Consider the following 24,510-nt stretch of genomic DNA (forward strand, 5'->3'; position numbering starts at 1 on the left):
TCATGGCCGAAATCCGCGTCCAGCATCTGAGAAAGGCCTTCGGCGATTTCGTCGCCGTGCAGGATTCCAACTTCGTCGTCGAGGATGGCGAGTTCTTCGTCATGCTCGGACCGTCAGGCTGCGGCAAGACCACCACCTTGCGCATGATCGCCGGGCTCGAACTGCCGACGGGCGGCCAGATCCTGCTCGGCGGCGACGACGTCACCATGCTCAGGGCGCGCGAGCGCGACATCGCTTTCGTGTTCCAGCTGTTCGCGCTCTACCCGCATATGAATGTGCGCAAGAACATCGGCTTCCCGCTGCTGGCGCAAGGCATGCCCTCCGCCGAAATCCGCACACGCGTCGAGGAGACGGCGAAGCTTCTGCGCATCGACCATCTGCTCAACAAATCGGTCTCCGGCCTCGCCGGCGGCGACCGCCAGCGCGTGGCGCTCGGCCGCGCCATCGTGCGGCGGCCAAAATGCTTCCTGATGGATGAGCCGCTCGGCACGCTCGACACCGAATTCCGCGACCTCATGGTGCATGAGCTGCGCGAACTGCACAACCGCATCCACGCCACCACGGTCTATGTCACGCATGACCAGATGGAAGCGATGTCGATGGCCGACAAGATCGCTGTCATGAACCACGGCGTCATCGAGCAGTTCGGGACGCCACGCGAAATCTACGACCGCCCGGCGACCATGTTCGTCGCCGACTTCATCGGTTCGCCGCCGATGAATTTTTTGAAATTTGGCGGCGGAGTCGCAAAAGGCGCGAAAGAGGTGGTCGTCCAGGGGGCGACGGTGGGCGTACCGGAGGTGCGCGAGGATGTGGCACCCGCCGACATGGCGCTCGGCATCCGGCCGGAGCACATCCGCTTCGACGACGCCTCGAAACTGCGCGGCGCGATCTACGGCACCGAATATCTCGGCACCACGCAGATCGTCGCGGTGGAGACGGCGGACGGTATCATCAAGGCGCGTGTGCCGGCCGAAATCCGGCTCAACGCCGGCGACCATGTCGGCCTGACGCTGAACAGCGCACGGCTGTCGCTGTTCGAAAAAGGCTCCGGGCGCGCGGTGAGGACGGCGATCCACGACACCGCCTCTCAAGGGAGAGTGCAGCATGGCTGATGTGCACATCAAAGGCGTGACCAAGAGTTTCGGCGAGCATGTCGCCATCGACGGTCTCGACCTGCATATATCGGATGGCGAATTCGTCGTGCTGCTCGGGCCGACCGGCGCCGGCAAGACGACGACACTGCGGCTGATCGCCGGGCTGGAGCGGCCGGATGCCGGTACGATCGAGATCGGCGGCCACAATGCCACCAACCTGTCGCCAGCCGAGCGCGACACCGCTTTCGTCTTCCAGCAATATTCGCTTTATCCGCATCTGTCGGTGTTCGACAACCTCGCCTTTCCGCTGCGCTCGCCGGCGCGAAAGATACCGGAAGACCAGATCCGCCGCCGGGTCGAGGAGGTGGCGAAGATGGTGCGCATCGACCACAAGCTCGCCAACCGCTCGACCAAGCTGTCGGGTGGTGAGATGCAGCGCGTCGCCATCGGCCGGGCGCTGGTGCGGAAGCCGGCGATCTATCTGATGGACGAACCCCTGTCGTCGCTCGACGCCAAGCTGCGCGCGGATCTGCGGCTCGAGCTGAAACGCATCCAGTCCGAACTCGGCGCCACCATGCTCTACGTCACCCACGACCAAATCGAGGCGATGACCATGGCGGACCGCATCGGCATCCTGGCTGACGGGGTTCTGGTGCAGATCGGCTCACCGCGAACCATCTACTCCGAGCCGGCGAACCTGCATGTGGCGGCACGGCTCGGCCAGCCGGCGATCAATCTCTTGCCCTCCGGCCTGCTGCCCGATGGCGGCGCGCCGGCCGGCACCAAGACGATCGGCGCGCGCACCGAGCATCTGGCGATCGAGAAGGCAAGCAACGGCCATGCCGACGGCGTCGTCGACTGGGTCGAGCATCTCGGCGACCAGAACCACCTGCATGTGACGGTGGGGCCGAAGAAACTGGTGACGCTGACCGATCCCGACACCGATCTGGCGCAAGGCGACAAAGTGGTGATCCGCTACCGCTCGCCGCTCTATTTCGGCGCCGACGGACAACGCCTGATGTGACCGGTTTTTCGGCGTCGCTGCTAAGGGTGACGCCGGCTTGTGACTGACGATTGCGAATACGGGACGAATTCGATGAAGCACTTTTTCAACCGCAGGGAAACGATCGTCACCGAGGCGCTGGACGGCCTGTTGCGCACCATTGGCTCGGGCGATCTCGCGCGCCTCGACGGCTATCCCGAGATCAAGGTCGTGCTGCGCGCCGATTGGGACAAGGCGAAGGTCGGCGTCGTCTCCGGCGGCGGCGCCGGGCACGAGCCGTCGCATGCCGGCTTTGTCGGCAAGGGCATGCTGACTGCCGCGGTCTCGGGCGAGATCTTTGCCTCGCCCAGCGTCGAGGCGGTGCTGGCGGGCATCCGCGCGGTCACCGGACCAGCCGGCTGCCTGCTGATCGTCAAGAACTACACCGGCGACCGGCTCAATTTTGGCCTCGCCGCCGAGAAGGCGCGCGCCGAGGGTTTTGCCGTCGAGATGGTGATCGTCGCCGACGACATCGCGCTGCCCGACATCGCCCAGCCGCGCGGTGTCGCCGGCACGCTGTTCGTGCACAAGATCGCGGGCCATCTGTCTGAAGCCGGCCGCGACCTGGCCGAGATCGCGGCCGCCGCACGAGCGGCGGCGAAGGATATCGTCTCGCTCGGCATGGCGCTGTCCTCCTGCTCGATCCCCGGCCAGCCGCACGAAGACAGGTTTGGTGCCGATGATGGAGAGCTTGGTCTCGGCATCCATGGCGAGCCCGGCGTCGAGCGGATCGCGGTGCAAAGCGCCGACCGGCTGGTGGCGATCATGGCCGAACGCCTCGCTGCCCGGCTCGACCCGAAGGCCAGCCATGCCTTGCTGATCAACAATCTCGGCTCTGTGCCGCCGCTCGAAATGTCCCTGGTCGCCAATGCGGTGCTTGCCTCGCCGCTCGCCAGGACCGTCAAGCTGGTGATCGGCCCCGGCCCACTGATGACGGCGCTCAACATGAACGGCTTCTCGCTGTCGCTGATCAAGCTCCATGCGGCGCGCGAAGCGGCCCTGCTGGCGCCGGTCGGCCCGCACGCCTGGATGCCGGCCAAGCCGGTTGTTGCGCCCTCAGTCGTGCCGATGGCGAAACCAGCCCACGAAGGCGCGGCACGCAAGGCCAGCCAAGACGCGAGCACAAGGCGCTTGATCGTCACTGTCTGCGAAAAACTGATTTCACTGGAAGCGGCTTTGAACGGGCTCGACGCCAGGGCGGGCGACGGCGACACCGGCTCGACGGTGGCGACCGGCGCACGCAGCATCCTCGAACGGCTCGATACGCTGCCACTTGCCGATCCGGCGGCGACCCTTGGCGCAATCGGCGATCTTCTGAGCGCCTCCATGGGCGGCTCGAGCGGCGTGCTGCTGTCGATCTTCTTCACGGCGGCGGCACAAGCGCTTGGCAGCGGCGCAACCATCACCAAGGCGCTGCTTGCCGGGCTTGAGCGGATGACCTTCTACGGCGGCGCAAAACCCGGCGACCGCACCATGGTCGACGCACTGGAGCCGGCTTTGAAGGCGCTCGACGCCAAGGGCCTGGAGGAAGCCGCGAGAGCGGCCCGGCGCGGCGCCGAAGCCACGGCCGCAATGGAGAAGGCCAAGGCCGGGCGGTCCGCCTATGTCGGGGCTAAATTGCAAGGTGTGGTCGACCCCGGCGCTCATGCCGTGGCCGAGGTATTCGCGGCGGCCGCCGCCCAGCATGCCACGGCCTGAAGCATGCTCCAGTTGTCGAATGAGCGTTCTTTCGCTACTGCCGGCAAGGGGCAAACCGGGAATTCGGGCGACATGACGGCGCTGGACCTTTCGAGGCTGATCACGGCCGCGGCGGATACGATTGCCGCACACGCCGAGGAATTGACGGCGCTCGACCAGGCCATCGGCGACGGCGACCATGGATTGAACATGAAACGCGGCTTCGAGGCCGTGCGCGCCGAGGCGGATGTGTTCGCGGCAAAGCCGCTGCCAGACGCCTTGAAGGCGATCGGCACCAAGCTGGTGATGACGGTGGGCGGCGCCTCCGGCCCGCTCTTCGGCACGTTGTTCCTGGCGCTCGGCAAGGAGATTTCGGCGGACCCGGATCGGGCCAATCTGACTTCTGCCTTCGGCAAGGCGATCGAAGCGGTGGCCGCGCGCGGCAAATCCCATGTCGGCCAAAAAACCATGCTCGATGTGCTGCAGCCGGTGCATGATGCGTTGGCCAAGGGCAGCAGCTTGGCGGAAATGGCCGACATCGCCGATGCCGCCGCCGAAGCGACCGCGCCGATGAAGGCGCTGCGTGGGCGTGCCTCGTTCCTCGGCGACCGCTCCATCGGCCATATGGACGCCGGCGCGCGCTCGACCGCGCTGCTGGTGCGCACGCTGGCGCAAACCATCGGAGACAAGGCATGAGCAATGTCGGGATCGTGATCGTGTCGCATTCGCCGCTGGTCGCGGAAGGCACGGCCGACATGGTACGCCAGATGGTGGGCGACGAAGTGCCGCTTGCATGGTGCGGCGGAAACGGCCATGGCGGGCTCGGCACCAATGTCGAGGCGATCATGGGCGCCATCGACAGAGCCTGGTCGGATGCCGGCGTCGCCATTCTGGTCGATCTCGGCGGCGCCGAGACCAATTCGGAAATGGCGGTCGAAATGATCGGCGAGCCGCGCGCGCAGAAGATCATCGTCTGCAACGCCCCGATCGTCGAGGGCGCGGTGATGGCGGCGACCGAGGCGTCCGGCGGCGCCTCGCTGAAAGAAGTGGTGGCGACGGCGCACGAATTGTCGCCATCGTGAGTGAACGGGATTTTTGAAGACATGTCCGCAGCCGCCGAAGCGACCGTCCTGATCACCCACGATGTGGGCCTGCACGCGCGTCCTTCGGTGAAGTTCACCAAGCTGGCCAAGAGCTTTGCCGCCGACGTGGAGATTGCGCTTGTCGCCAACGGCCCATGGTTCGATGCAAAAAGCATCGTCAAGGTGATGGCGGCCAAGGCGCCGAAGGGCACGGTGCTGCACATCAGGGCCAATGGCGATGGCGCCAGCGATGCCGTGCGCGCGCTGATCGAACTGGTGCAGCGCGATTTCGACGAGGACGCCGGCCATGTCCGCTCGGCTTGAGGCCGACGCAAGCCTTGGTCGGCCCGCGAGGAATGCGGGCCATGCGCATTGAAGGTGTTCCGGCCTCGGCCGGCTATGCCGAAGGGCCTCTGTTCGACCTCGGCCGGCCCGAGGGCATTTACGCGAGCAAGGCAAGCTCCGCCGAGGAGAAGACGTCGCTGGAGGCCGCGATCGGCAAAGCGGTGAACCGGCTCGTGGCCATGGTCGAGACCGCCGACAGCGATGCCGCCGGCATACTCGAATTCCACATCGCCATGCTGGAAGACGACGCGCTGAGCGGGCCGGCCTTCGCATCGATCGCTTCCGGAAGACCCGCCGACGCGGCCTGGCGGCAGGCACTCGATGCTGAGATCGCCGGCTACGAGGCCTCGGACCAGGATTATTTCCGCGCCCGCGCCACTGACCTGCGCGATATCAGGGACCAGGTGCTGCGTGCCCTGACCGAGGACGGTGGCAGCACGCCACCGGCCGGCGCCATCCTTCACGGCGTGGACATCGCGCCGACGCGCTTTCTCGAAACCGACTGGAGCCAAGGCGGCGGCATTGCGCTCAAGGCGGGCAGCACTGCCAGCCATGTCGCCATGCTGGCGCGCTCGCGTGGGGTGCCGATGGTCGTGGGTCTGCGGGAGCCGCTCACCGCTGGTGCCGGCATGGCGCTGCTCGACGCGGAGCACGGCACCATCGTTCTGGCGCCCTCGCCTGTGGAGATCGGCTCGTTCCGGCAGGCGTCGTCTTCCTTCGCGGCTCGACAGGGCAAGGCGCGGACCTTTCTGGCACGGCCGGCGGCGACGAAGCGCGGCACCGCGGTGCGCGTGCAGGTCAACATCGCCGACCCCCATGATGTCGACGCCATCGACATCGCGACCTGCGACGGTGTCGGGCTGATGCGCACCGAATTCCTGTTCGGCAAGACGCTGCCGGATGAGGAGACGCAGTATCGCGCCTATCGCAAGGTGCTGGAGTGGGCCGGCGAGAAACCGGTGACGATCCGCACCGTCGATGCCGGCGGCGACAAGCCGGTGCCGGGCTTCACCGTCGAGGAAGGCAATCCGTTCCTCGGCCTGCGCGGCATCAGGCTGTCGCTGGCCAGGCTGGACATATTCCGTATTCAAATCCGAGCATTGCTGCGCGCCGCGCCACACGGCAATCTCAAAGTCATGTTTCCGATGATCGCCACATCAGAAGAGTATGACCGCGCCGCCGCCCTGTTCGCCGAGGAGCGGACGGCGCTCGCCGCGCGCGGCGTCGCGCACAAAATGCCGCCGCTTGGCATCATGGTCGAGGTGCCTTCGGTGGCCATCGCGCCGGAGGCGTTCGCCGGCGTCGCCTTCCTGTCGATCGGCTCCAACGACCTCACGCAATATGTAATGGCGGCGGCCCGCGACAATGCAGCGGTCGCGCATCTCAACTCCGTGCGCCATCCAGCCGTCCTGCGGTTGATCGGCTCGGTCGCGGCCTTCGGACGGGAGAACGGGATTCCCGTCAGCCTGTGCGGCGACGCCGGCGGCGATCCTGCCTCGATCCCGTTGCTGCTCGAGGCCGGCCTGCGCGACCTCTCGGTGGCGCCGGCGCAACTCGCCATGGCCAAGGCGGCCATCGCGGACGTTCCGGTCTAGGCGGCTGGCATGGTCGACATCAAACCCGAGCCCAGCTCCGACGAGGCGATCCGCGCCTACAAGACGATCCTGTCGCAGGTCATCCACCAGCGCCCGTCGGGCATGCGCCAGCGCCTGGCCGACGCGCTCGGCAAGCACCGCAGCTTCGTCACTCAGATTTCGAGCCCCGCCTATTCAATCCCGATCCCGTCAAAGCATCTGCCCGCCATCTTTTCCGTCTGCCATTTCAGCCCAGCCGAGCGCGACCAGTTTCTCGCCGCCTATCACCAGGCACATCCCGGAAAGATCTCGGTCGCTGCGGGCGCGCGCAAGACAAGGCACGTTTCGCTGATCGTGCCGGATTTCGGCGATGACAAGCAGAATGCGGCGCTCGACCGCGCGATCAACGAATTCATCCAGAAGGTCACCAGCATCACCGGCAAGAATGGCTGATCGACCCTTGATGCCAGGCTATTTTGGGAGGAGACGGCCGTGAAGAAATTCATGAACTCGGTGGACACGGTGCTGACCGAGAGCCTCGACGGTTTCGTGGCCGCCCATGCCGACATCCTGGTTCTTGGCGAGGAGCACAAATTCCTCCGCCGCAAGGCCCTCAAGCCGGGCAAGGTGGCGCTGATCTCCGGCGGCGGCTCCGGCCACGAGCCGCTGCATGGCGGCTTTGTCGGCCATGGCATGCTGGACGCCGCCTGCCCCGGCCAGGTGTTCACCTCGCCGACGCCGGACCAGATGCTGGCGGCCGCGCAAGCCGTCGACACCGGCGCCGGCTGCCTTTTCATCGTCAAGAACTATGAGGGCGACGTGATGAACTTCGACATGGCGGCGGAAATGTCGGAAGGCGTCCTCCAAGTGGTGACCAATGACGACGTCGCCGTCGAGAATTCGTCCTATACGACCGGACGGCGCGGCGTCGCCGGCACGCTGGTGGTGGAAAAGATCGTCGGCGCGGCGGCTGAACATGGCATGGCGCTGAAGCCGCTCAAGGCGCTGGGCGACCGCGTCAATGCCGCGACCCGCTCGATGGGCGTGGCGCTGACCAGCGGCACCGTGCCGGCGGCCGGCAAGCCGACCTTCGACATCGGCGATGGCGAGATGGAATTCGGCGTCGGCATCCATGGCGAGCCCGGCCGCCGCCGCGACAGGCTGAAAAGCGCCGATGCGATCGCGCAGGAAATCTGCGCCGCCATCCTGGGCGATCTCGGCGACAGGGCGAAAGGGCCCGCGCTGCTGTTCGTCAACGGTTTCGGCGGCACGCCGCTGATGGAGCTCTATCTGATGTACAACAGCGCCCGCCGGATTTTCGAGCAGCATGGCGTGACGATTGCCCGCTCGCTGGTCGGTCCCTATGTCACCTCGCTCGACATGGCCGGCTGCTCGATCACACTGACCCTGCTCGACGAGGAATTGACGGGCTGGTGGGATGCGCCTGTCCACACGGCGGCGCTGCGCTGGGGCATGTAAGACTGGCTTCTGTCGCCCTTTTCTGCAACCATTCTGGGCAATCCACTTAGCGATGGATTTGCCCGGATTGATGCTGCCGTCCCTCACCTCCGCCGAAGAAAGACTTCTGCTGCGCTACGCCGATCCGGAGGCTGCGGCGGTCGAGGACAATTTGTCTGCGAAGGCACTGTCGGCGCTGCTCGACAATGCCGAATTCCACGGCATCCTGCCGATCATGCTGCGCAAGCTCAGGGAGCGCGGCGACGCGCACCTGCCGCCGGACGCCGGCTTGCAGGACAAACTCGAAGACCTGCGCCAGAAGGCGACGATCGCCACCGGCCAATCGATGCTGCTGCAGTATCATGGCGACCGCATCATGAAGGGCATGGCGGCGGAAGGCATTCCGGCGCGGATCGTCAAGGGCCCGGTCTTCGCGCGAAAACTCTACCGCAACGTCTCGGACCGGCCGTTCACCGACATCGACATCCTCGTCGAGCCGGCCAACCTCGCGCCGGCGAACCAGGTGATCGCGGCGTCAGGCTTCGAGCTTGGCAGCAACGAGGCCGAATCCTACCAGCTGCAGGAGTTCAAATGGCTGGAAAAGGAGAATTCCAGCCTGATGGTCGAACTGCATGGCGACCTCGTGCACGACACCGGCATGCGGCGGCGCCTGTCGCTGGGATTTCGCGAACTGGGCATCATTGACGGCGAGGCGACGGACACGCCGGCGGCCCTTTTGACGATCGCCATCGTGCATGCGGCCGGGGGGCATAAATTCCACCGGTTGCAGCTTTGCGTCGACGTGTTGCAAGGCGTGCGGGCGCTACAGTCGCCGAAAGCGGAGGAACGCCTGCTCGACGCTGCCCGTATGACCGGCATCGAACTCGAACTGGCTATCGTGCTCAACGTGACCGGCCGGCTGTTCGACGAACCGCACGCGCTCGAACTCGCTGGACGGATCAAGCCCGACCTGTCGATACGGCTGGCCAAGAAGCTGATCACGAAGAACACGCTGCTCAGGGTCAATTCCAGGGAGAAGATCGGCTCGCGCCTGCGCCGCGATGCCTTTCGCTGGATCCAGCGGCTGGCCAAGGCCAGGCCATACGCCGCTTGAAGTGGCCGTCAATCCTGTGATGTCAACGCAGCACTGATCAGGGCCGCCGCATCGGCCGGGCGCGCGCCTACTTCCAGCGTAAAGGTCGGCACCGACGAGACCAGCTTCCCGATCGTCGCCAGCCGGCGTTTCTGCAGCGGCAGCAGGCCGGTCGCGCCGGTTCGGACATTGTCCATCGCCAGCGCCACCATCGCGTCGGTCCTGGCCATCGGCACGAGCCGGGTCTCTTCGTCGGCGGATCGCACGAGATGCAGGAGCGCGGCCACCGGACGGGCGGTCGGCGTTTCGATTTTCACGATCCCGCCCAGCTTTTCCAGCGAAACCGCCTGTTCGCCATTGCGGTCCCAGGATGGCCCGAGGCATGGCGCCACCTGCGGTATCATTCCCGCGGTCTTCTCGTGGATCTTGACGTGGCGCGGCAAACCCCAGGCAACGGGCGCGATGCCAGCGACATCCAGGATCATGGCGTCATCGGAGCACAGGCCGAAACCTTGCGTTGCCAGGGCCAGCGAGGTCGTGGTCTTGCCGGTGCCGCTCGGGGCATGGACCAGCACGACGGCGTCGCGGCCCGGCAAGGTCAGGCCCGCCGTGTGCAGCATGTGCTGGCCGCCGGCGTCGAGCGCGGCGTCCAGCATCAGCATCGACGGCGTCCAGGCGGACTTGCTGTCGGGTACGATGCGAAGCCTCGCCCACCCCTTCTCGTTGATCTCGACGGTCTGGCGTCCCGGCAAGACGAGATGGACGCTGGCGCCGTCGGCGATCATCCGGCAGTAGCCGTCGTCCGGTATTTCACCCTCGAAGACCAGCGATCCGTCTGGCATCTCGTCCAGCGCTTGAGTTTCGGCGATTTCGAGATGAAAATCCGCTTCGGGCGAACCTTCGATGCGCAGGCTGGCGAGCATCCTGTCGAAGTCCAGCCACAGTTCGGCGCGTTCGGCCGATATGCCGAGCACCTGGCCATTGAGATCGTAGAACGCGCAAGCTCTGGTCAAGCGGCGCGTACCTTGGTGTCACGGTCATGGTGGCGATAAATCTCGACCATGCCGGGAAGGCTGTCGCTGACCACCGGTCTGCCGTCGAGGCAAACCCAGCAATGCGCCGACAGCCGCGACGCCTGCAGCGACTTCGGATCGACGCCGAAGCGCAACTCCGGGTCGAAGCCGGCGAGGCGCAGGAAACGGTGGCCGAGCAGCCCTTCGCGCAGGCATCTGCGGTGACGCATCAGCCAGGGATGGCGGACAGTGCGCTTGACGCGAGCGACAATGTAGGCGGCGGGCACACCGCGATAGGGTGTCGACGAGGCGAGCGGAGCCCATTTCAGCACCTCCTCGAAGCTGCGGTTGGCAATGAGGACCGGCATCAGCCGCGCGCTTGCCCAGAGATGGCAGCGGAACAAGGCACGCAGGAGAGGACTATCCGCCATCAAGCACGCACCATCAGTTATCAAGCCCTGGCGCGGCCAGGATGCCTTCCGAGACCAGTTCGGCCGCCAGCGCCGCCATGTCCTCGTCAAGCGTGCCCTTGTCGACCTCGAACTCCTCGCAAAGCAGGCCGACGATCTGGCCGAGGCTGCGCGCGCCATCCACCTTGTCGAGAAAGGCTTCGGTCGTGCCGTTGCAGGTGTAGAGCTGGCCGCTGCGCGCCAAAAGCACGACCGCGCCGTCGCCGACGTGCTGGACCGAGGCGTCGTCGGCCAGCCGCAGAACCGTTCCAGAGGCAATTTCCATCACGAACCCCAAAAAGCCATGCAAACCCCGAAATGAGATAGCGCGGCGGTGGGGCGCTGTCTATCGGCCGGCCGGGGGATGGCTGGTGCAACGCCATGTCCGCGACAGACTCCTGTCACTCCGCGAAACCCACCCACCGCCGAAATCATCCCAGAGATAGTCGTCGGAACGACGCTCCAGACAAGCGCGTCGACGGACAGGACCGTTGCTTTTCTTCCCTAAGGTGAGGTAAGAACTCCCCGGGTCTTGGGGAGATAGCGTATGCGTTACAATTGGGAGCGGGCACCGACGACTTTCGAACGTCACCGAAAGGCTCTGGCTACGGCCATTTTGATCTTCGGCGGCGTCGGCCTCATGCTTGTTGCCTTGCCGATCTAGCGCGATCGATTTTTGGCCAATGAATCCCGTTCGTTAGTCGGCTATCGGCAGGTCGCTCACCGTGATTGTCCGCGATGACACGGCGATCGCGCCCCTTCAAAGCCCTGGCTGAAGCGCCGCACCAGCACGCCGGCTTTCCGGCAGGCTTGCAGTCCTGTCCCTGCAGCATCAGGTGGAAGCCAAGAGCCTTAACTGCCCTGCCTTGAAGCGCTTGGTCACCTTGAAGCGCTTGGACGCCTTGCCGGTGTCTTCGAAGCTTTGCCGAACAATCGGCTTCCGGCCCACCGGGACCTGATCGAAACAGATGGTCGAGATGCCCCGTCATGGGTCGGCGAAAGCCATTTCCGCGACAAGACGCGGCCGACTGAGACGAAAATGCAGGGAGACATGTCAGGAGGAAACAACATAGGCTATGGCGAGGACGGCAGGTGGTTCCTGGGGAGGATATGGATGGCTTCACGCTATCATGAGGTCTATGACGGCTGGAAACGCGACCCGGAGAAGTTCTGGGCCGACGCTGCCGACGCCATCGACTGGTATTCGCCCTGGGACAAAGTGTTCGATGCCGCCGCCGGCGTCTATGGCCGCTGGTTCACCGGCGCGACCTGCAACACCTGCTACAACGCCGTCGACCGGCATGTCGCCGGCGGGCGGGCCGACCAGATCGCCCTGATCCACGACAGCGCCATTACCGGCACCGTGAAAAAATTCACCTATGCCGAGCTGAAACGCGAAGTGGTGGCGCTGACCTCGGTGCTGAAGAACCGTGGCATCGCCAAGGGCGACCGCGTCATCATCTACATGCCGATGGTGGCGGAAGCGGCCATCGCCATGCTTGCCTGCGCCCGCCTCGGCGCCGTGCATTCGGTCGTGTTCGGCGGCTTTGCCTCGCATGAGCTTGCCACCCGCATCGACGACGCCAGGCCCAAGCTGATCATCTCCGCCTCGTGCGGCCTGGAACCAGGGCGGATCGTCGATTACAAGCCGTTGCTCGACAGAGCGATCGAGATGTCCCGCCATAAACCGGAGGCCTGCCTCATCCTGCAGCGCGACCAGCTGCGCTGCGATTTGAAGGACCATTTCGACATCGACTACGCCGACGCCGTCGCCCGCGAACGGGCGGCCGGCGCCAATGTCGACTGCGTGCCGGTGCTGGCCACCGACCCGCTCTACATCATCTACACCTCGGGCACGACCGGCCAGCCCAAGGGCATCGTGCGCGACAATGGCGGCCACATGGTCGCGCTGAAATGGACGATGGACAACGAGTTCGGCGTCAAGCCGGGAGAAGTCTTCTGGGCAGCATCCGATGTCGGCTGGGTGGTCGGCCATTCCTACATTGTCTACGGCCCGCTGCTGCATGGCTGCACCAGCGTGCTCTTCGAAGGCAAGCCGATCGGCACGCCCGACGCCGGAACCTACTGGCGGGTGATCGCGGAGCATGGCGTGGTCGCGTTGTTCACCGCGCCCACCGCCTTCCGCGCCATCAAAGGGCAGGACCCCAAGGGCGAATTCGTACCGAAATACGATTTGTCGAAATTCCGCACGCTGTTCCTCGCCGGCGAGCGCGCCGATCCCGAAACCATCAAATGGGCGGAGCAGAAGCTCGACGTACCGGTGGTTGATCACTGGTGGCAGACCGAGACCGGCTCGCCGATGACGATCAACCCCGCCGGACTCGGCCTGCTGCCGGTGAAATACGGCTCGCCCGGGGTGCCGATGCCGGGCTACGACATCCGCGTGCTCGACGATGCCGGCCACGAGGTGCCGCGCGGCACGCTGGGCAATGTCGTGGTCAAGCTGCCGCTGCCGGCCGGCTGCCTGCCAACGCTGTGGAATGCCGACGATCGCTTCCGCCAAGCCTACCTCGACGAGTTCCCCGGCTTCTACAAGACGGCCGATGCCGGCATGATCGACGAGGACGGCTATCTCTACGTCATGGCCCGTACCGACGACATCATCAACGTCGCCGGGCATCGGCTGTCGACCGGCGCCATGGAAGAGGTGCTGGCCGCCCATCCCGATGTCGCCGAATGCGCCGTCGTCGGCATCGCCGATGCGATGAAGGGCCAGATACCGCTCGGCTTCGTGGTGCTGAACGCCGGTGTCGCGCGCGATGGCGGCGCCATCGAGCAGGAGGTCGTCGCGCTGGTGCGGGAACGTATCGGTCCGGTCGCCGCCTTCAAGACCGTTGTGACGATCAAACGGCTTCCGAAGACACGGTCCGGCAAGATCCTGCGCGGCACCATGCAGAAGATCGCCGACAAGGAAGAATGGACGATGCCGGCGACCATCGACGACCCGGCCATCATCGACGAGATCACCGCCGCCATGAAAGCGCGCGGGATCGGGATTTGATCCGACTGGCGACGCGTGCCGTCCCGGATGTTGCGGCGCGGCGAACTTTGTGATGGCCGCGCGGCACAATCGTTGATTGTGCAATGCAGCATTCCGCCTTACAGTTCGCGCGGGGGGCCATTCGACAGGATCGCATGGCTCAGCAAAAGACGACGTTCGGTGGCATCGACATCCTGCGGTTTCTCGCCGCCGTGCTGGTCATGATCTACCACTACGGCTTCTGGGTGTGGGCCTATCCCGACGGCATCTCGGCGCAGGCCACGGGCGGCGTTCCGGCGCAGCCCGGCATCGGCGCCTGGGTCGGGTCCGGCTGGGTCGGCGTCGAGATCTTCTTCGTCATCAGCGGTTTCGTCATTGCCTTCAGCGCCGAGAATTCGACGCCGCTGCGCTTCTTCGAGGCAAGGGTCAAAAGGCTGGCGCCGGCGGTCTGGATCTGCGCGCCGATCACCGCGGCGCTGTTGCTGCTGATCGGCCTGAGCTGGCCGACCGATGCGGTGGTCAGGCTCGCCCGAACGGCGCTGTTCGCGCCCTACGGTCCGTGGGTGGACAGCGTCTACTGGACACTCGGCATCGAGATTGCCTTCTACGCCATTGTCTGGGTTCTGCTGCGGCTCGGCCGTTTCCATCTGATGGAGACGGTCGCCATCGTCATCGGCTTGATCAGCACGCTGTTCTGGTGCCTCTATTATCCGCTCGGCTGGTCCGATTTCGCCGAGACGCGCTGGCTGCAACTCATCCTGGTGCATCACGGCGCATTCTTCGCCGTCGGCGTGCTCATGTGGCTGATGCGGTTCAAGGCGGTGACCGCTCCTCGCCTTTGCTTCTGCCTGCTGTTTCTCGGCGGCGGCGTGCTGCAGATCGCCAGCTCCGTCGACGTCCACGGCATCAAGGTCGGAGCCGTGATGCCCTACGCGCCGCCTATCCTGATCTTCCTCGTGGCCATCGCGCTGATGGCGTGGTCGCTCAAACTCGATCTCAGCTGGAGCGGCTGGCGCCGGATCGGCCTGATGACCTATCCGCTCTATCTGATCCACGACGTCATCGGCGCGGCGATGCTCGGCGCCATGGTGCGCGCCGGGCTGCCGTATCTCCTGTCGATGGCAATGGTCGCCGCGACCATGATCGCGGCCAGCTGGCTGGTGGCGACCGAGGCCGAGCCACGTATCCGGCGGCTGCTCGACCATACGGTGTTCCGTTATCGGCTCAGGACTGCGTAGGCAGCGCAATTTCCAGCCGCGATCAAACGCGGCTGGCCTGATATAGCGTCCGATATCAGGCCCCTGTCTTCGCCCGCACTTCCGACTTGTCGAGATAGTAGCTCGAGTACTTGTCGAAGAATTTCTCCGATGCGCCGAACGATCCGTATTTGGCCAGCTTCTTCAGATCGACCTTGTTCAACACCGCGCCGACGATCTTGTTGGCGACATAGGGTTCGGATTCCAGCATCGAGCGCACCATGGCGCGCGGCGTGCGGCCCCATTCGGTGACCAGCACGAAGCCGTCGACGAGCGGCGCGAAGGCCTTGGCGTCGACCACCGGCCCGAGCGGCGGCAGGTCGACGACGATATATTCGAATGTCTCCTTGGCGTTCTCGATGAAGCGGCGCATGCCGGCCGAGGAGAGAAGCTCGCTGGTATGCGAGAAATGTCCGCGCGACACGGCCGGAATGATGGCGAGCTTGGTCTGCCTGTCGATCTTGCCGACGGACTGCCAGGTCTGGCCGCCCACCACCGCTTCCATCAACCCTTGCTCGGCTTCCATGCCAAGGCTGCGGCTGAGGCCCGGATTGCGCATGTCGCCGTCGATGAGCAGGGTCCTGGCGCCATTGGCGGCGAGCAGCCCGGCGAGATTGGCCGCGACCGTCGACTTGCCCTCGCCAGGAAGAACCGAGATCACACCGATGACACGGCTGCCTTGCCCTTCCATCACGACGTCGAAGGCGATCTTGGCGCTGCGCAACGTTTCGGAGAACATCGATGCCGGAGCGTCGATGCTGACGCGCATTCGCGCGCGCCTTTCGATGGCGGCGGGCGTTTTGGCGACCTTGGCATCCGCCGGCCCTTCGGACGGCTTGTCGTCCTTGGTCGGTTTGCTGCCGATGGTCGGCAGGTAGCCGAGGAATTTGAGGCCGACGCGATCGCGCACTTCCTCGCCGGTCCTGAAGAACCGCTCGTTGAACTCGTTGAGGCCGCCGAAGCCGACGCCCATCAGCACGCCGAGCACCAGCGAAAGACCGAGCACGATGATGGTGCGCGGGCTCGAGGCGGCGAGCGGCGTCGACGCATCCGAGATGATGCGGATCTTGCCGACCGGGAAGGACTGCTGCTGGGCGGCTTCCTCATAACGTCCGAGGAACGTCTGGTAGAGCGTGGAGAGTGCCGTCGCCTTCTGATCGAGATCACGCAACTGGACCTGTGACTGGTTGTCGATAGAGCTCTTGCCCTGCGCGGCGGCGACATTGGCCCTGAGCGCGGTTTCGCGCGCCAGCGCCACCTCATACTCGTTGCGGTAGCTTTCGGTCAGCTGCTTCAGTTCGCCGAAGATCTGCGCCGATATGTCGGCCTTCTCCTTGGCGAGCGCCACTGCCTGCGGATGCTGGGGGCCGAAATTCGCCTCGACATCCTGCTGCCGTTTGGAAACCGCAAGGTAGCGGGTCTTGAGCGCCGCAATGACCGAGCTGCTTGGCTGGTCGCTCGATATGGCGGCATCCTTGAACGCGTTTTCCGAGCCGCTGTCGACGATCGATTTGTATTGCTGGTAGCGGGCGCTGGCCCGCGCGGTATCGGCCTGCGCCACGATGAGCTGGGCATTCAGGTCGGCGAGCTGCTTGTCGCTCATCAGTTGTCCGTCGCTGTTGGCGGACAGGCCATGTTCGGCCCTGAATTTTTCGACCGCCAGCGATGCCTGCTGCGAGCTCTCACGCAACTCCGTCAACCGGCCCTGGAGCCAGACCGCCGCGCGCTCGGTGGCGTCGAAGCTGGCATCGAGCTGGTCGGCGAGATAGGCGTCGGCATAGGCCTTGGTGATGGCCTTCGCCAGCGCCGGATCAGTCGCCTGGTAGCCAAGCGCGATGACGTAGCTTCGCCCGACGCGGTCGGCCCGGATTTCGTTCTGCAGCTTGAGGATGGCATAGTCGCGGCGCGACGCGGCGATCAGCGCATCGCGCGCGGCAGGGTCGAGCTTGGAGACGTCGCCGACACCCGGCATGACCGGGCTGCTCGGACGAACATACTGGATCAGGCCGCGGACCATGCCGACGCCCTGGGCAAGGGCCGACTGCGGCGGGTTCATGAACGTATCGTTCTGGTCGAGCTTGAGCTTGTCGACGACCACCGCGGCGAGCCGCGTCGAGGTCAGGATCTCGATCTGGCTCAGGATCGCCGAATCGGTCTGCATGGTCGTGGACGCCGCCGAGATGTCGTCGACGATCTTGTTCAGGCCCTCGTCGATCAGCACGCTGGAGATCGAGACGTATTTGGGCGGCGTGGTCTGCAGATAGAGCACGCCCAGGAAAAGACCGATGATGGCGCACACGCCAACGACCTTGGCTTGCCGCGCGGCCATGCCAAGCAGCCGCTCGACGTCGATGAAGTCGTCGCCGTCTCCTGCGTCCGAATTCGGCAATGGCATCCTCTTGTCGAGAGGAAAGTTGGCGTAATTCATCTTCGGTCCAATTCTAGAGTGGGTTCCATTCCGGTGGTCGGTATGGCTCTATCTCACTGTTTGAGCACGATCTTTTCTTAAAAACGCATTCCGCGTTTCGGGATCATGCCTTGGCTCCCAGGCGCCTCGAAGATCGGGAGTATTGCCCCGAGGCAACGCAAGCTTCGTGCCAGACGGCGGGGCCTGTCGGCCCCTCGCCGCCAGCCATCCGGCAATACTCCCGAAAGATGGGCATTATGCGGCTTCTTCCTGGCGTTCATGCGACTGGACGAACTCCTGAAGCATCTCGAAGACAGGGCCCTTCATGTCGTCGCGGGCAAGCGCGAAGGCGATGTTGGCCTGGATGAAGCCTTCCTTCGAACCGCAGTCGAACATGCGGCCCTTGAAAGGCTGGGCGAAGAACGGCTGGTCCTTCGACAGGCGGACCATGGCGTCTGTCAGTTGGATCTCGCCCCCCGCGCCACGCTGCTGGTTGCCCAGAAGCTGGAATATCTCGGGCTGCAGGATATAGCGGCCGTTGATGTAGAAGTTCGACGGCGCGTTGGCCGGTGCCGGCTTTTCGACCATGGCCGTCACCTCGAAGCCGCCGCCAATGTCGGCGCCACGGCCGACGATGCCATATTTATTGGTCTCGCTCGGCTCGCAGCGCTCGACGGCGATGACGTTGCCGCCGGTCTGCGCATAGAGGTCGGTGATCTCGGCCAGGCATCCGCGTCCGCCGAAGGAGACCATGTCAGGCAAAAGCAGGGCGAAGGGCTCGTTGCCGATCACCTCGCGGGCGCACCAGACGGCATGGCCGAGTCCTTGCGGCGACTGCTGGCGGATGAAGGAGGTGGCGCCGGCCACCGGCAGCATGCTTTCGAGCGCCTCCAACTGGGTTTTCTTGCCGGTTTGCTCCAGGGTTCCGATCAATTCCGGATGCAGGTCGAAATAGTCCTCAATGACCGCCTTGTTGCGGCCGGTGACGAAGACGATGTGCTCGATGCCGGCCTCGAAGGCCTCGTCCACCGCATATTGGACGACGGGCCTGTCGACGACGGGAAGCATTTCCTTCGGCATCGACTTGGTCGCCGGCAGGAACCGTGTTCCAAGCCCCGCCACCGGTATCACGGCCTTCCTGATTTTCTTCATCGCAAATTCCTTCTGAGGAGATCGACTACAGTCCATTCACAAGCCACGAAAAATCCCTCCATGTGCCTGCATCTTCACCTCCCCACCCCCACGGCAAACTGTGCCGCTACTCTTCGCAACCGCACGGCGATCGGCATGCCCATATGCCTGACCGCCGCCGGGTCGCTGAGCGCCGTCCGGATCGCCTTGAGCGGGGACCGCGCCTTGATGTGCTGGACCATTGCCAGGAACGACGCCGCCTTGCGCAGGCTGCGGCCGCGCCGGGCGAAGGCTGCCTGGGCCGCCTCGTCCATCCGATGGGTTTGAGCGAATTCGGCATCCGCCTTGCGCATCGCCTCGACATGATGAGGCTCGAGCACGCGCGAGATGGAACCGCTGCGGATATGATAGGCATAGCCGACATCAGGCTCGACCACGCATCTGCCGCCCATGGCCAGGGCTTCGGCAAACAAGATGTAGTCCTCGCCGATCCTCAGTTTCTCGTCGTAGCGCAGCCGGTTTTCATCAAGGAAACGGCGCAGGAAGATCGGCTTGAGGTAGCCGAGATTGAACTTCGATTCGAAGACGACGTTGCCGGCGATGTAGGTGGCCAGCGAGATCTCGCGCAGGTCTTCCAGATATTGACGCGGGAACATCGCGTCCTCGACCACGCCGTCCTCACGGACGACCTGGAGATTGTCGACGGCGATCTGGGCATCCGCCCGCTCGGCGCGATCGATCATGGCGGCGATGCGGCCGGGAAAGACGGCGTCGTCGGAATCGAGAACCGCGATCCATCTACCAAGTGCGGCGTTGACCCCGGCATTCCTGGCGCCTCCGGGACCTCTGTTTTTTTCCAGGGCCACGACACGCACGATGTGCTCGGGATAGGCCCGCGCCACGTCGAGCGTGGCGTCGCGCGACTTGTCGTCGACGACGATGATCTCGACGCTGACATCTTTCTGGGCGATGGCGCTGGCGATCGCCCGATCAAGGGTCGCCTCGGCGTTGTAGGCGGCAATCACGAAAGAAACATCGGGGACGAAGGAGGGTTCAGGCCGCATGCTTGCCTCCTTCCCCAGGCGAAGGCTGGCCGTAGAGGCGCAGTTCGCGGATGCCGACAAGGCCGCTGACGACGCCGACATGCATGATGCCGCGCAGTACGGAGCGGTTCCTGGGCACGGGGCTGACAAGAACAGGAAGGGCGGCGGCAAAGCAGTAGAGCGCCTTGGCCGAGGCAAGGCCTAGCTGCTTCACCAAACCGAGGCCACCGGTGTTCTGGCCGAGCAGACGGCCATGCGTCTGGCCGACCCGGAAGCGACGGCGGCTGAGCCAGTCGAACGCGGCCCTGGCCCGTGGTACGGCCTCGTCCACCCATGCCTCCGGCGCAAAGGCGATCCGGCCGCCTGCCTTGTGCATCTGGTCGAAGAATTCGGTGTCCTCGCCGCCGGTCTGGCCGCGCGCCAGGCTGAAGCGGCGGTCGCGCAGACTGTCCGATCCCATGCGCAGGAGGACGTTGCAGGTGTAGCCGGTGCGGATTTCGCCACCCACGCGGACCGGCAAGGTCGAATGGAAATCGCCACGGCGCATCCAGTCCGGCGCATCCGGGCGATAGAGCGCACGCACCGGGCCGAGAACCGCGTCGGCGCCGCTTTCTTCGGCTGTCGTCACCAGTTCGGCGAGCCAGCGGGCGGTGGCGGTCTCGTCGTCATCGATGAAGGCCAGGAATTCCGCCTCGCTTGCATCGAGGCAAGCGTTGCGGGCGATCGAGATGTTGCGTGCCGGACAATGCCGGTACCGGAGCGGCAGCTTCAATTCTTGCGACAGCGCCATCACCAATGCCTGCGCGCTTGGCGTGTCGTCATTGTCGGCGACAATGACACTGATATCGAAACCTCGGGGCATCTCCATGGCGGCGAGCGAACGCAGCGTGTCGGCGAGTTCCGGCCGCCGGAACGTGCACACGCCGATGTCGATGCCGCGATTCCCGGCCTGAACCGCCATCACGCCGCCCTCCCCCGCGCGTTAAGGCCGAGAAGCTGCAGCCAGAAGCCGACGGACCAGCCGAAATGCATGACCATCGCCGAAACGCCGGCAAGCGCGATGTCGGCATTGCGCTGGCTGATGGCTGTTACCACGCCGTAGCCCAGGCACACCGCCGCCCACAGCAGTAGCGGCAGCACCGCGATCCAGTGCACGAAGGAGAAAGCCGCCAGAAGAACCACGGGGAAGACGGCCAGCGGCACCATTTGCCGAACCTTCGGGATCACACGGTGTTTCAGCACATTCTTGGCCCGACCGCGGCCATAGCCGAGATACTGGAAATAGAGGCCGCGCAGCGAAGTGCGCGGATAATAGACCATCTGCGTCCTGCCGCTCATCCAGATCCTATAGCCGGCCTGCCTCAGCCGATAGTCGAGTTCGGCATCCTCGTTGTGGCTGAACGTCTCGTCATAGCCGCCGACGGCCCGGAAGGCCGAGATCCGCATCAGCGCGTGATGGCCGTGGTCGACCCACTCCCCTGCGGAGAGGTGGCGATGCTTGGAGCCGCCGGTGCCGAGCTTGGAGTTCTGCGCCGCCGCCGCCGCTTTCTGCACGGTGCCGCTGCCGCTGGTCAGCATCGACACCACGACCGAATCGGCGCCGGTGGCCTGCGCCTCCTCGACCAGCCGGTCGCAATAGTCGTCGGGATAGCCGCCATGGGCATCGATACGGATCAGATAGTGGGCGCCCTCGCCAAATCTGGCCACCGCCAGGTTGATCGCCGCGCTCTGGATGCGCTTTTCGTTGTGAAGCAGGATAATGCGCGGATCGTTGTTCTGGCGCTCACCGACAATGGCCAGCGTGCCGTCGGTGCTGCCGCCATCGGCAACGACGATCCGCGCGCCAAGCCGTGCCGCCGCCGGGCAAAGCTGGTCGAGCAGCGCACCGATATGGGTTGCCTCGTTGAGACAGGGGATCACGATCAGGCTGGAGGCATGCGCTTGCGTCATCGGGCGATGTTCATCCTATGCCAGGGCCTCGGTCGCGAGCGGCTCGCGCACGGTGGTCAGGCGGCGCAGTTTTTCGACCAAGGCGCTGCAGTCGCCGCGATCGTAGCTCCACATCCTCGGATTGTGGGCCAGCACGCGCGCCTTCAGCCTGGCGAAGCGGTGCTGTTCCATGCCGCCTAGCGCGGTCTCGAGAGCCTCGGGCGTGGCCTGCGGCAACAGAACGCCGATATCGCGCTGCCGCAGGAACCGTCCGGTCTCGGTGTTGTCCATCGAGATCGGCACCGCGCCGAAGCGGCAGCCTTCATAGAGGCGATTGGGCAGCAGCCATTCGGAGTTCTGCCCCTCCTCGAAGAAATCGATCGCCCAGGAAAAATGGACGTCCTGGTAGATCGCCGCCATGTCCTCCGGGTTGCGGTAGGGCCCGCGAAACGACAAATACGGTTCGGCATCGACGAAGCTATGGAAATCCGGGAATTCGGACAATGCGGGGCGGCCGCGCAGCACGATCTCGAACCGGCCCTCCATGCGGCGCGTGAAACCGGCCAACAGTTCGAGCGAGCGGCGGCAACGCAACGCCCCGAACCAGCCGATCCGCCATGGCGGGGCGACAGGTCCTTCCATCGCCTCACGCTCGCCAGGCAGAATGGCCGCCGCCTCGAAATATTTGTTCTCGACCAGTTCGACCGGCGCCGCGACCTGGCGGAAGGGTTTGAAATAGTTGGCGATGAAGGCGGGCGAACTGGTCACCAGCAATTTCACGTCCCGCGCCAGATGGCGCTCGCTGGCGCGTAGCGCCTTGCCCAGGACATCGTCGCGAAGCACCAGGCGGTGAATGTCGAGGCATTCATAGACGATCGGCACCGTAGCGCCGAAGGCCGACCGGGCGCGGCGGGCCAGCGCCAGCATTTCCAGATTGCGTGCGATGATGAGATCGGGCTTCGGCATGCCGCCCAGCTTCGAACCTATCGAAACCGCCGCTTTCGCAACGGCCGCCAGGCGCTGGGCGAATCGGCCATCGCGCGTCGCGCCAAGGTCTATCGGCCGCAATCCTTCGATATCGGCGATCGGGGTGGCGGTGCGGCGAAAGCCCGCCAGGGTGACCCGCGCGCCACCTGTCCGAAGCATCGTGATCCGCCGGCGAACCGCCGGATCGGAAACATCGTGCACCAGGTACAAGACATGCAGCATGAAAACTCGACCGCTGTTTGACCCACCCAGGGGAAGCCTAGTACAGCTCTTGCTGCATCGCAACATTTTTGGCGCGACGATCGACGTTTTCTGTTGCACTGCAAAATTATTGCCGTAGTTTGTGGTCGGCGGCGGTTGTGGATTTCGGGCTCCGGAATCCGCGCAAAGATCAGGAATCCTGAATTTGGAAGCCAATCCATTCGATCCGCCAGAAGGCTCCTTGCGCAAATCGGTCGGCCGCGGCGCCGTCGTGACCGCTCTGTCGCAATCGGTGCGGGTCGCGACCCAGATCATATCGGTCATCGTTTTGTCGCGGCTCTTGTCGCCGCAGGATTTCGGCGTCGTGGCCATGTGCGCGCCGGTGCTCGCCTTCATCGCCCTGTTCCAGGATTTCGGCCTGACCCAGGCGACGATCCAGAAGTCAGGCATCCGGCATGAGGAGGTGAACTACCTCTTCTGGATCAACGTCGCCGTCAGCGCGGTGCTGGCCTGCGTGCTCGCCGGCGCCGCCCCGCTTGTCGCCGCCTTCTACGGCGAGCCGCGCGTCACGGGCCTGGTGGCGGCATTGGGGCTGCAGATCCTGGCTTACGGCCTGGGCGCCCAGCACCTGGCGCTGCTGACGCGCCGCATGCAGTTCGGCCGCCTGGCGATCATCGACGTCGCCGGCGCCGTCGCGGGGCTGGCGGTATCGATCGCCTGGACCTTCATCGACCGCTCCTACTGGGCGCTGTTTGCCGGCACGCTGACCGGCGCGGTGCTGCCGACGCTTTGCTACTGGGCAAGCTCGCGCTGGCGCCCGGGCATGCCGCGCAAGGTCGCCGGCATCAGCGAGTTGATCAATTTCGGTGCCGGCATCACGGGCTTCAATTTCGCCAATTTCTTCGCCCGCAACCTCGACAATGTGCTGATCGGCAAATATTGGGGTGAAGCTCAGCTCGGCCTCTACGACCGCGCCTACAAGCTGCTCCTGTTCCCGCTCAGCCAGATCACCAATCCACTGTCGAAGGTGATGGTGCCGGCGCTGTCGCGGCTGAAGGACGAGCCGGACCGCTATCGCAGCGCCTATCTGCGCGTCATGCCGCTGATCCTTTTGGTGGCGCTGCCCGGCGTCGCCTTCGCCACCGCCATGTCCGACGTGCTCATTCCCTTCGTGCTCGGCGAACAATGGCGCGCCAGCGCCTCGATCTTCCTGGCGCTCGGCTTTGCGGGCCTGCTGCAGCCGCTCAACAATCCCGCCGGATGGCTTTTCGTCAGCCAGGGCCGCTCCGGCGACTTCATGCGCTGGGGCATCGTCACGGCGGTGACGTCGGTGCTCGCCTTCGCGCTCGGCCTGCCCTACGGCGCGCTCGGCGTGGCGGTCGCCTATGCGGTCAGCGAGTATCTGCGCACGCCCTTCCTGTGGCTCTATGTCGGCAGGAGCGGACCGCTGCAAGCCAGCCATGTGCTGCACGCGGCAACGCCGTTCGTGCTTGGCGCACATCTGGCGCTGGGCGCGGTCTGGCTGGTCAAGCCGATGCTGCCGCAGCAGCATGTCGTCGCCCTGGCCAGCGGCGCCGTCCTGGCCTACGCGATCACGATCGTCATCGCCATGGCCTTCCCGGCCGGCCGCGAAGCCTTGCGGGAGGCCTTGAAAATGCTGCCGGCAAGAACGCCGGCTGCGACGCCGCGCGAGGCGCAATAATTTCGGCGCTTTCGACCGTTACC

At 65.0% G+C, this 24,510-nt stretch carries 22 protein-coding genes; 13 read left to right on the forward strand and 9 right to left on the reverse strand.

Annotated features, from left to right (window positions below):
* The first annotated feature begins 2 nt into the window (after window positions 1–2).
* From LB564_RS08110 to LB564_RS08155, 10 genes are all read left to right on the forward strand, one after another.
* Entirely contained in the window at window positions 3–1,115 is a 1,113-nt protein-coding gene (locus LB564_RS08110; RefSeq protein ID WP_224536454.1) for an ABC transporter ATP-binding protein, read from the forward strand.
* A complete protein-coding gene (locus LB564_RS08115) occupies window positions 1,108–2,121 on the forward strand; it encodes an ABC transporter ATP-binding protein (RefSeq protein ID WP_224536456.1) in 1,014 nt (337 codons plus the stop codon). The genes LB564_RS08110 and LB564_RS08115 overlap by 8 nt, the downstream gene beginning before the upstream one ends.
* A gap of 72 nt (window positions 2,122–2,193) precedes the next feature.
* On the forward strand, window positions 2,194–3,837 hold the full coding sequence (locus LB564_RS08120) for a dihydroxyacetone kinase subunit DhaK (RefSeq protein WP_224536457.1): 1,644 nt from the start codon (window positions 2,194–2,196) through the stop codon (window positions 3,835–3,837).
* A 72-nt stretch (window positions 3,838–3,909) separates the two neighbouring features.
* The gene (gene dhaL, locus LB564_RS08125) at window positions 3,910–4,512 is read left to right on the forward strand and encodes a dihydroxyacetone kinase subunit DhaL (protein WP_224536459.1); all 603 of its coding nucleotides are present in this window, start codon (window positions 3,910–3,912) and stop codon (window positions 4,510–4,512) included.
* Window positions 4,509–4,898: a dihydroxyacetone kinase phosphoryl donor subunit DhaM gene (gene dhaM, locus LB564_RS08130; protein WP_140709522.1), complete on the forward strand. Its 390-nt coding sequence runs from the start codon at window positions 4,509–4,511 to the stop codon at window positions 4,896–4,898. The genes dhaL and dhaM overlap by 4 nt, the downstream gene beginning before the upstream one ends.
* A gap of 21 nt (window positions 4,899–4,919) precedes the next feature.
* The gene (locus tag LB564_RS08135; RefSeq protein WP_224536462.1) at window positions 4,920–5,222 is read left to right on the forward strand and encodes an HPr family phosphocarrier protein; all 303 of its coding nucleotides are present in this window, start codon (window positions 4,920–4,922) and stop codon (window positions 5,220–5,222) included.
* Window positions 5,223–5,263: 41 nt separating this feature from the next.
* A complete protein-coding gene (ptsP, locus tag LB564_RS08140; RefSeq protein WP_224536464.1) occupies window positions 5,264–6,838 on the forward strand; it encodes a phosphoenolpyruvate--protein phosphotransferase in 1,575 nt (524 codons plus the stop codon).
* 9 nt (window positions 6,839–6,847) lie between these two features.
* Window positions 6,848–7,270: a hypothetical protein gene (locus tag LB564_RS08145; protein WP_224536467.1), complete on the forward strand. Its 423-nt coding sequence runs from the start codon at window positions 6,848–6,850 to the stop codon at window positions 7,268–7,270.
* A gap of 39 nt (window positions 7,271–7,309) precedes the next feature.
* A complete protein-coding gene (gene dhaK / locus LB564_RS08150; RefSeq protein ID WP_140709514.1) occupies window positions 7,310–8,296 on the forward strand; it encodes a dihydroxyacetone kinase subunit DhaK in 987 nt (328 codons plus the stop codon).
* A gap of 70 nt (window positions 8,297–8,366) precedes the next feature.
* On the forward strand, window positions 8,367–9,389 hold the full coding sequence (locus tag LB564_RS08155; protein ID WP_224536715.1) for a nucleotidyltransferase family protein: 1,023 nt from the start codon (window positions 8,367–8,369) through the stop codon (window positions 9,387–9,389).
* 8 nt (window positions 9,390–9,397) lie between these two features.
* Here LB564_RS08155 and LB564_RS08160 read toward each other — a convergent pair whose 3' ends face one another.
* From LB564_RS08160 to LB564_RS08170, 3 genes are read right to left on the reverse strand one after another with little or no spacing between them, the layout of a single operon-like run.
* Window positions 9,398–10,381 carry a serine kinase gene (locus LB564_RS08160; protein WP_224536468.1) on the reverse strand — a complete coding sequence of 328 codons (984 nt, stop codon included), beginning with the start codon at window positions 10,379–10,381 and terminating at the stop codon, window positions 9,398–9,400.
* Window positions 10,378–10,812, reverse strand: coding sequence for a lasso peptide biosynthesis B2 protein (locus LB564_RS08165; protein ID WP_224536470.1), 435 nt, complete (start codon window positions 10,810–10,812; stop codon window positions 10,378–10,380). Before LB564_RS08165 ends, LB564_RS08160 begins: the two co-directional genes overlap by 4 nt.
* Before the next feature lie 13 nt (window positions 10,813–10,825).
* Window positions 10,826–11,116, reverse strand: coding sequence for a PqqD family protein (locus LB564_RS08170; protein WP_224536472.1), 291 nt, complete (start codon window positions 11,114–11,116; stop codon window positions 10,826–10,828).
* Between the two features lie 828 nt (window positions 11,117–11,944).
* Between LB564_RS08170 and LB564_RS08175 the strand changes: the two genes are divergently transcribed.
* On the forward strand, window positions 11,945–13,852 hold the full coding sequence (locus LB564_RS08175; RefSeq protein WP_224536473.1) for a propionyl-CoA synthetase: 1,908 nt from the start codon (window positions 11,945–11,947) through the stop codon (window positions 13,850–13,852).
* Between the two features lie 134 nt (window positions 13,853–13,986).
* Window positions 13,987–15,069, forward strand: coding sequence for an acyltransferase family protein (locus LB564_RS08180; protein ID WP_224536475.1), 1,083 nt, complete (start codon window positions 13,987–13,989; stop codon window positions 15,067–15,069).
* Between the two features lie 55 nt (window positions 15,070–15,124).
* On the opposite strand, the gene LB564_RS08185 is transcribed toward LB564_RS08180, so the two are convergent.
* The 6 genes from LB564_RS08185 to LB564_RS08210 all read right to left on the reverse strand — a co-directional run bounded on the left by LB564_RS08185 (window position 15,125) and on the right by LB564_RS08210 (window position 22,806).
* Complete coding sequence (locus LB564_RS08185; RefSeq protein WP_224536477.1) at window positions 15,125–17,515, reverse strand: polysaccharide biosynthesis tyrosine autokinase; 2,391 nt, start codon at window positions 17,513–17,515, stop codon at window positions 15,125–15,127.
* 234 nt (window positions 17,516–17,749) lie between these two features.
* Window positions 17,750–18,646: a UTP--glucose-1-phosphate uridylyltransferase gene (locus LB564_RS08190; RefSeq protein ID WP_140709499.1), complete on the reverse strand. Its 897-nt coding sequence runs from the start codon at window positions 18,644–18,646 to the stop codon at window positions 17,750–17,752.
* Between the two features lie 74 nt (window positions 18,647–18,720).
* A complete protein-coding gene (locus LB564_RS08195; protein ID WP_224536479.1) occupies window positions 18,721–19,689 on the reverse strand; it encodes a glycosyltransferase family 2 protein in 969 nt (322 codons plus the stop codon).
* Window positions 19,679–20,629: a glycosyltransferase gene (locus LB564_RS08200; protein WP_224536481.1), complete on the reverse strand. Its 951-nt coding sequence runs from the start codon at window positions 20,627–20,629 to the stop codon at window positions 19,679–19,681. Before LB564_RS08200 ends, LB564_RS08195 begins: the two co-directional genes overlap by 11 nt.
* Complete coding sequence (locus LB564_RS08205) at window positions 20,629–21,618, reverse strand: glycosyltransferase family 2 protein (protein ID WP_224536483.1); 990 nt, start codon at window positions 21,616–21,618, stop codon at window positions 20,629–20,631. The genes LB564_RS08200 and LB564_RS08205 overlap by 1 nt, the downstream gene beginning before the upstream one ends.
* Before the next feature lie 15 nt (window positions 21,619–21,633).
* Window positions 21,634–22,806, reverse strand: a complete 1,173-nt coding sequence (locus tag LB564_RS08210; RefSeq protein ID WP_224536485.1) for a glycosyl transferase family 1 — start codon at window positions 22,804–22,806, stop codon at window positions 21,634–21,636.
* A 184-nt stretch (window positions 22,807–22,990) separates the two neighbouring features.
* Between LB564_RS08210 and LB564_RS08215 the strand changes: the two genes are divergently transcribed.
* Complete coding sequence (locus LB564_RS08215) at window positions 22,991–24,487, forward strand: lipopolysaccharide biosynthesis protein (RefSeq protein ID WP_140709489.1); 1,497 nt, start codon at window positions 22,991–22,993, stop codon at window positions 24,485–24,487.
* Window positions 24,488–24,510: the final 23 nt, after the last annotated feature.

This window comes from Mesorhizobium sp. ES1-6 (assembly GCF_020164775.1).
Taxonomy (GTDB): Bacteria; Pseudomonadota; Alphaproteobacteria; order Rhizobiales; family Rhizobiaceae; genus Mesorhizobium.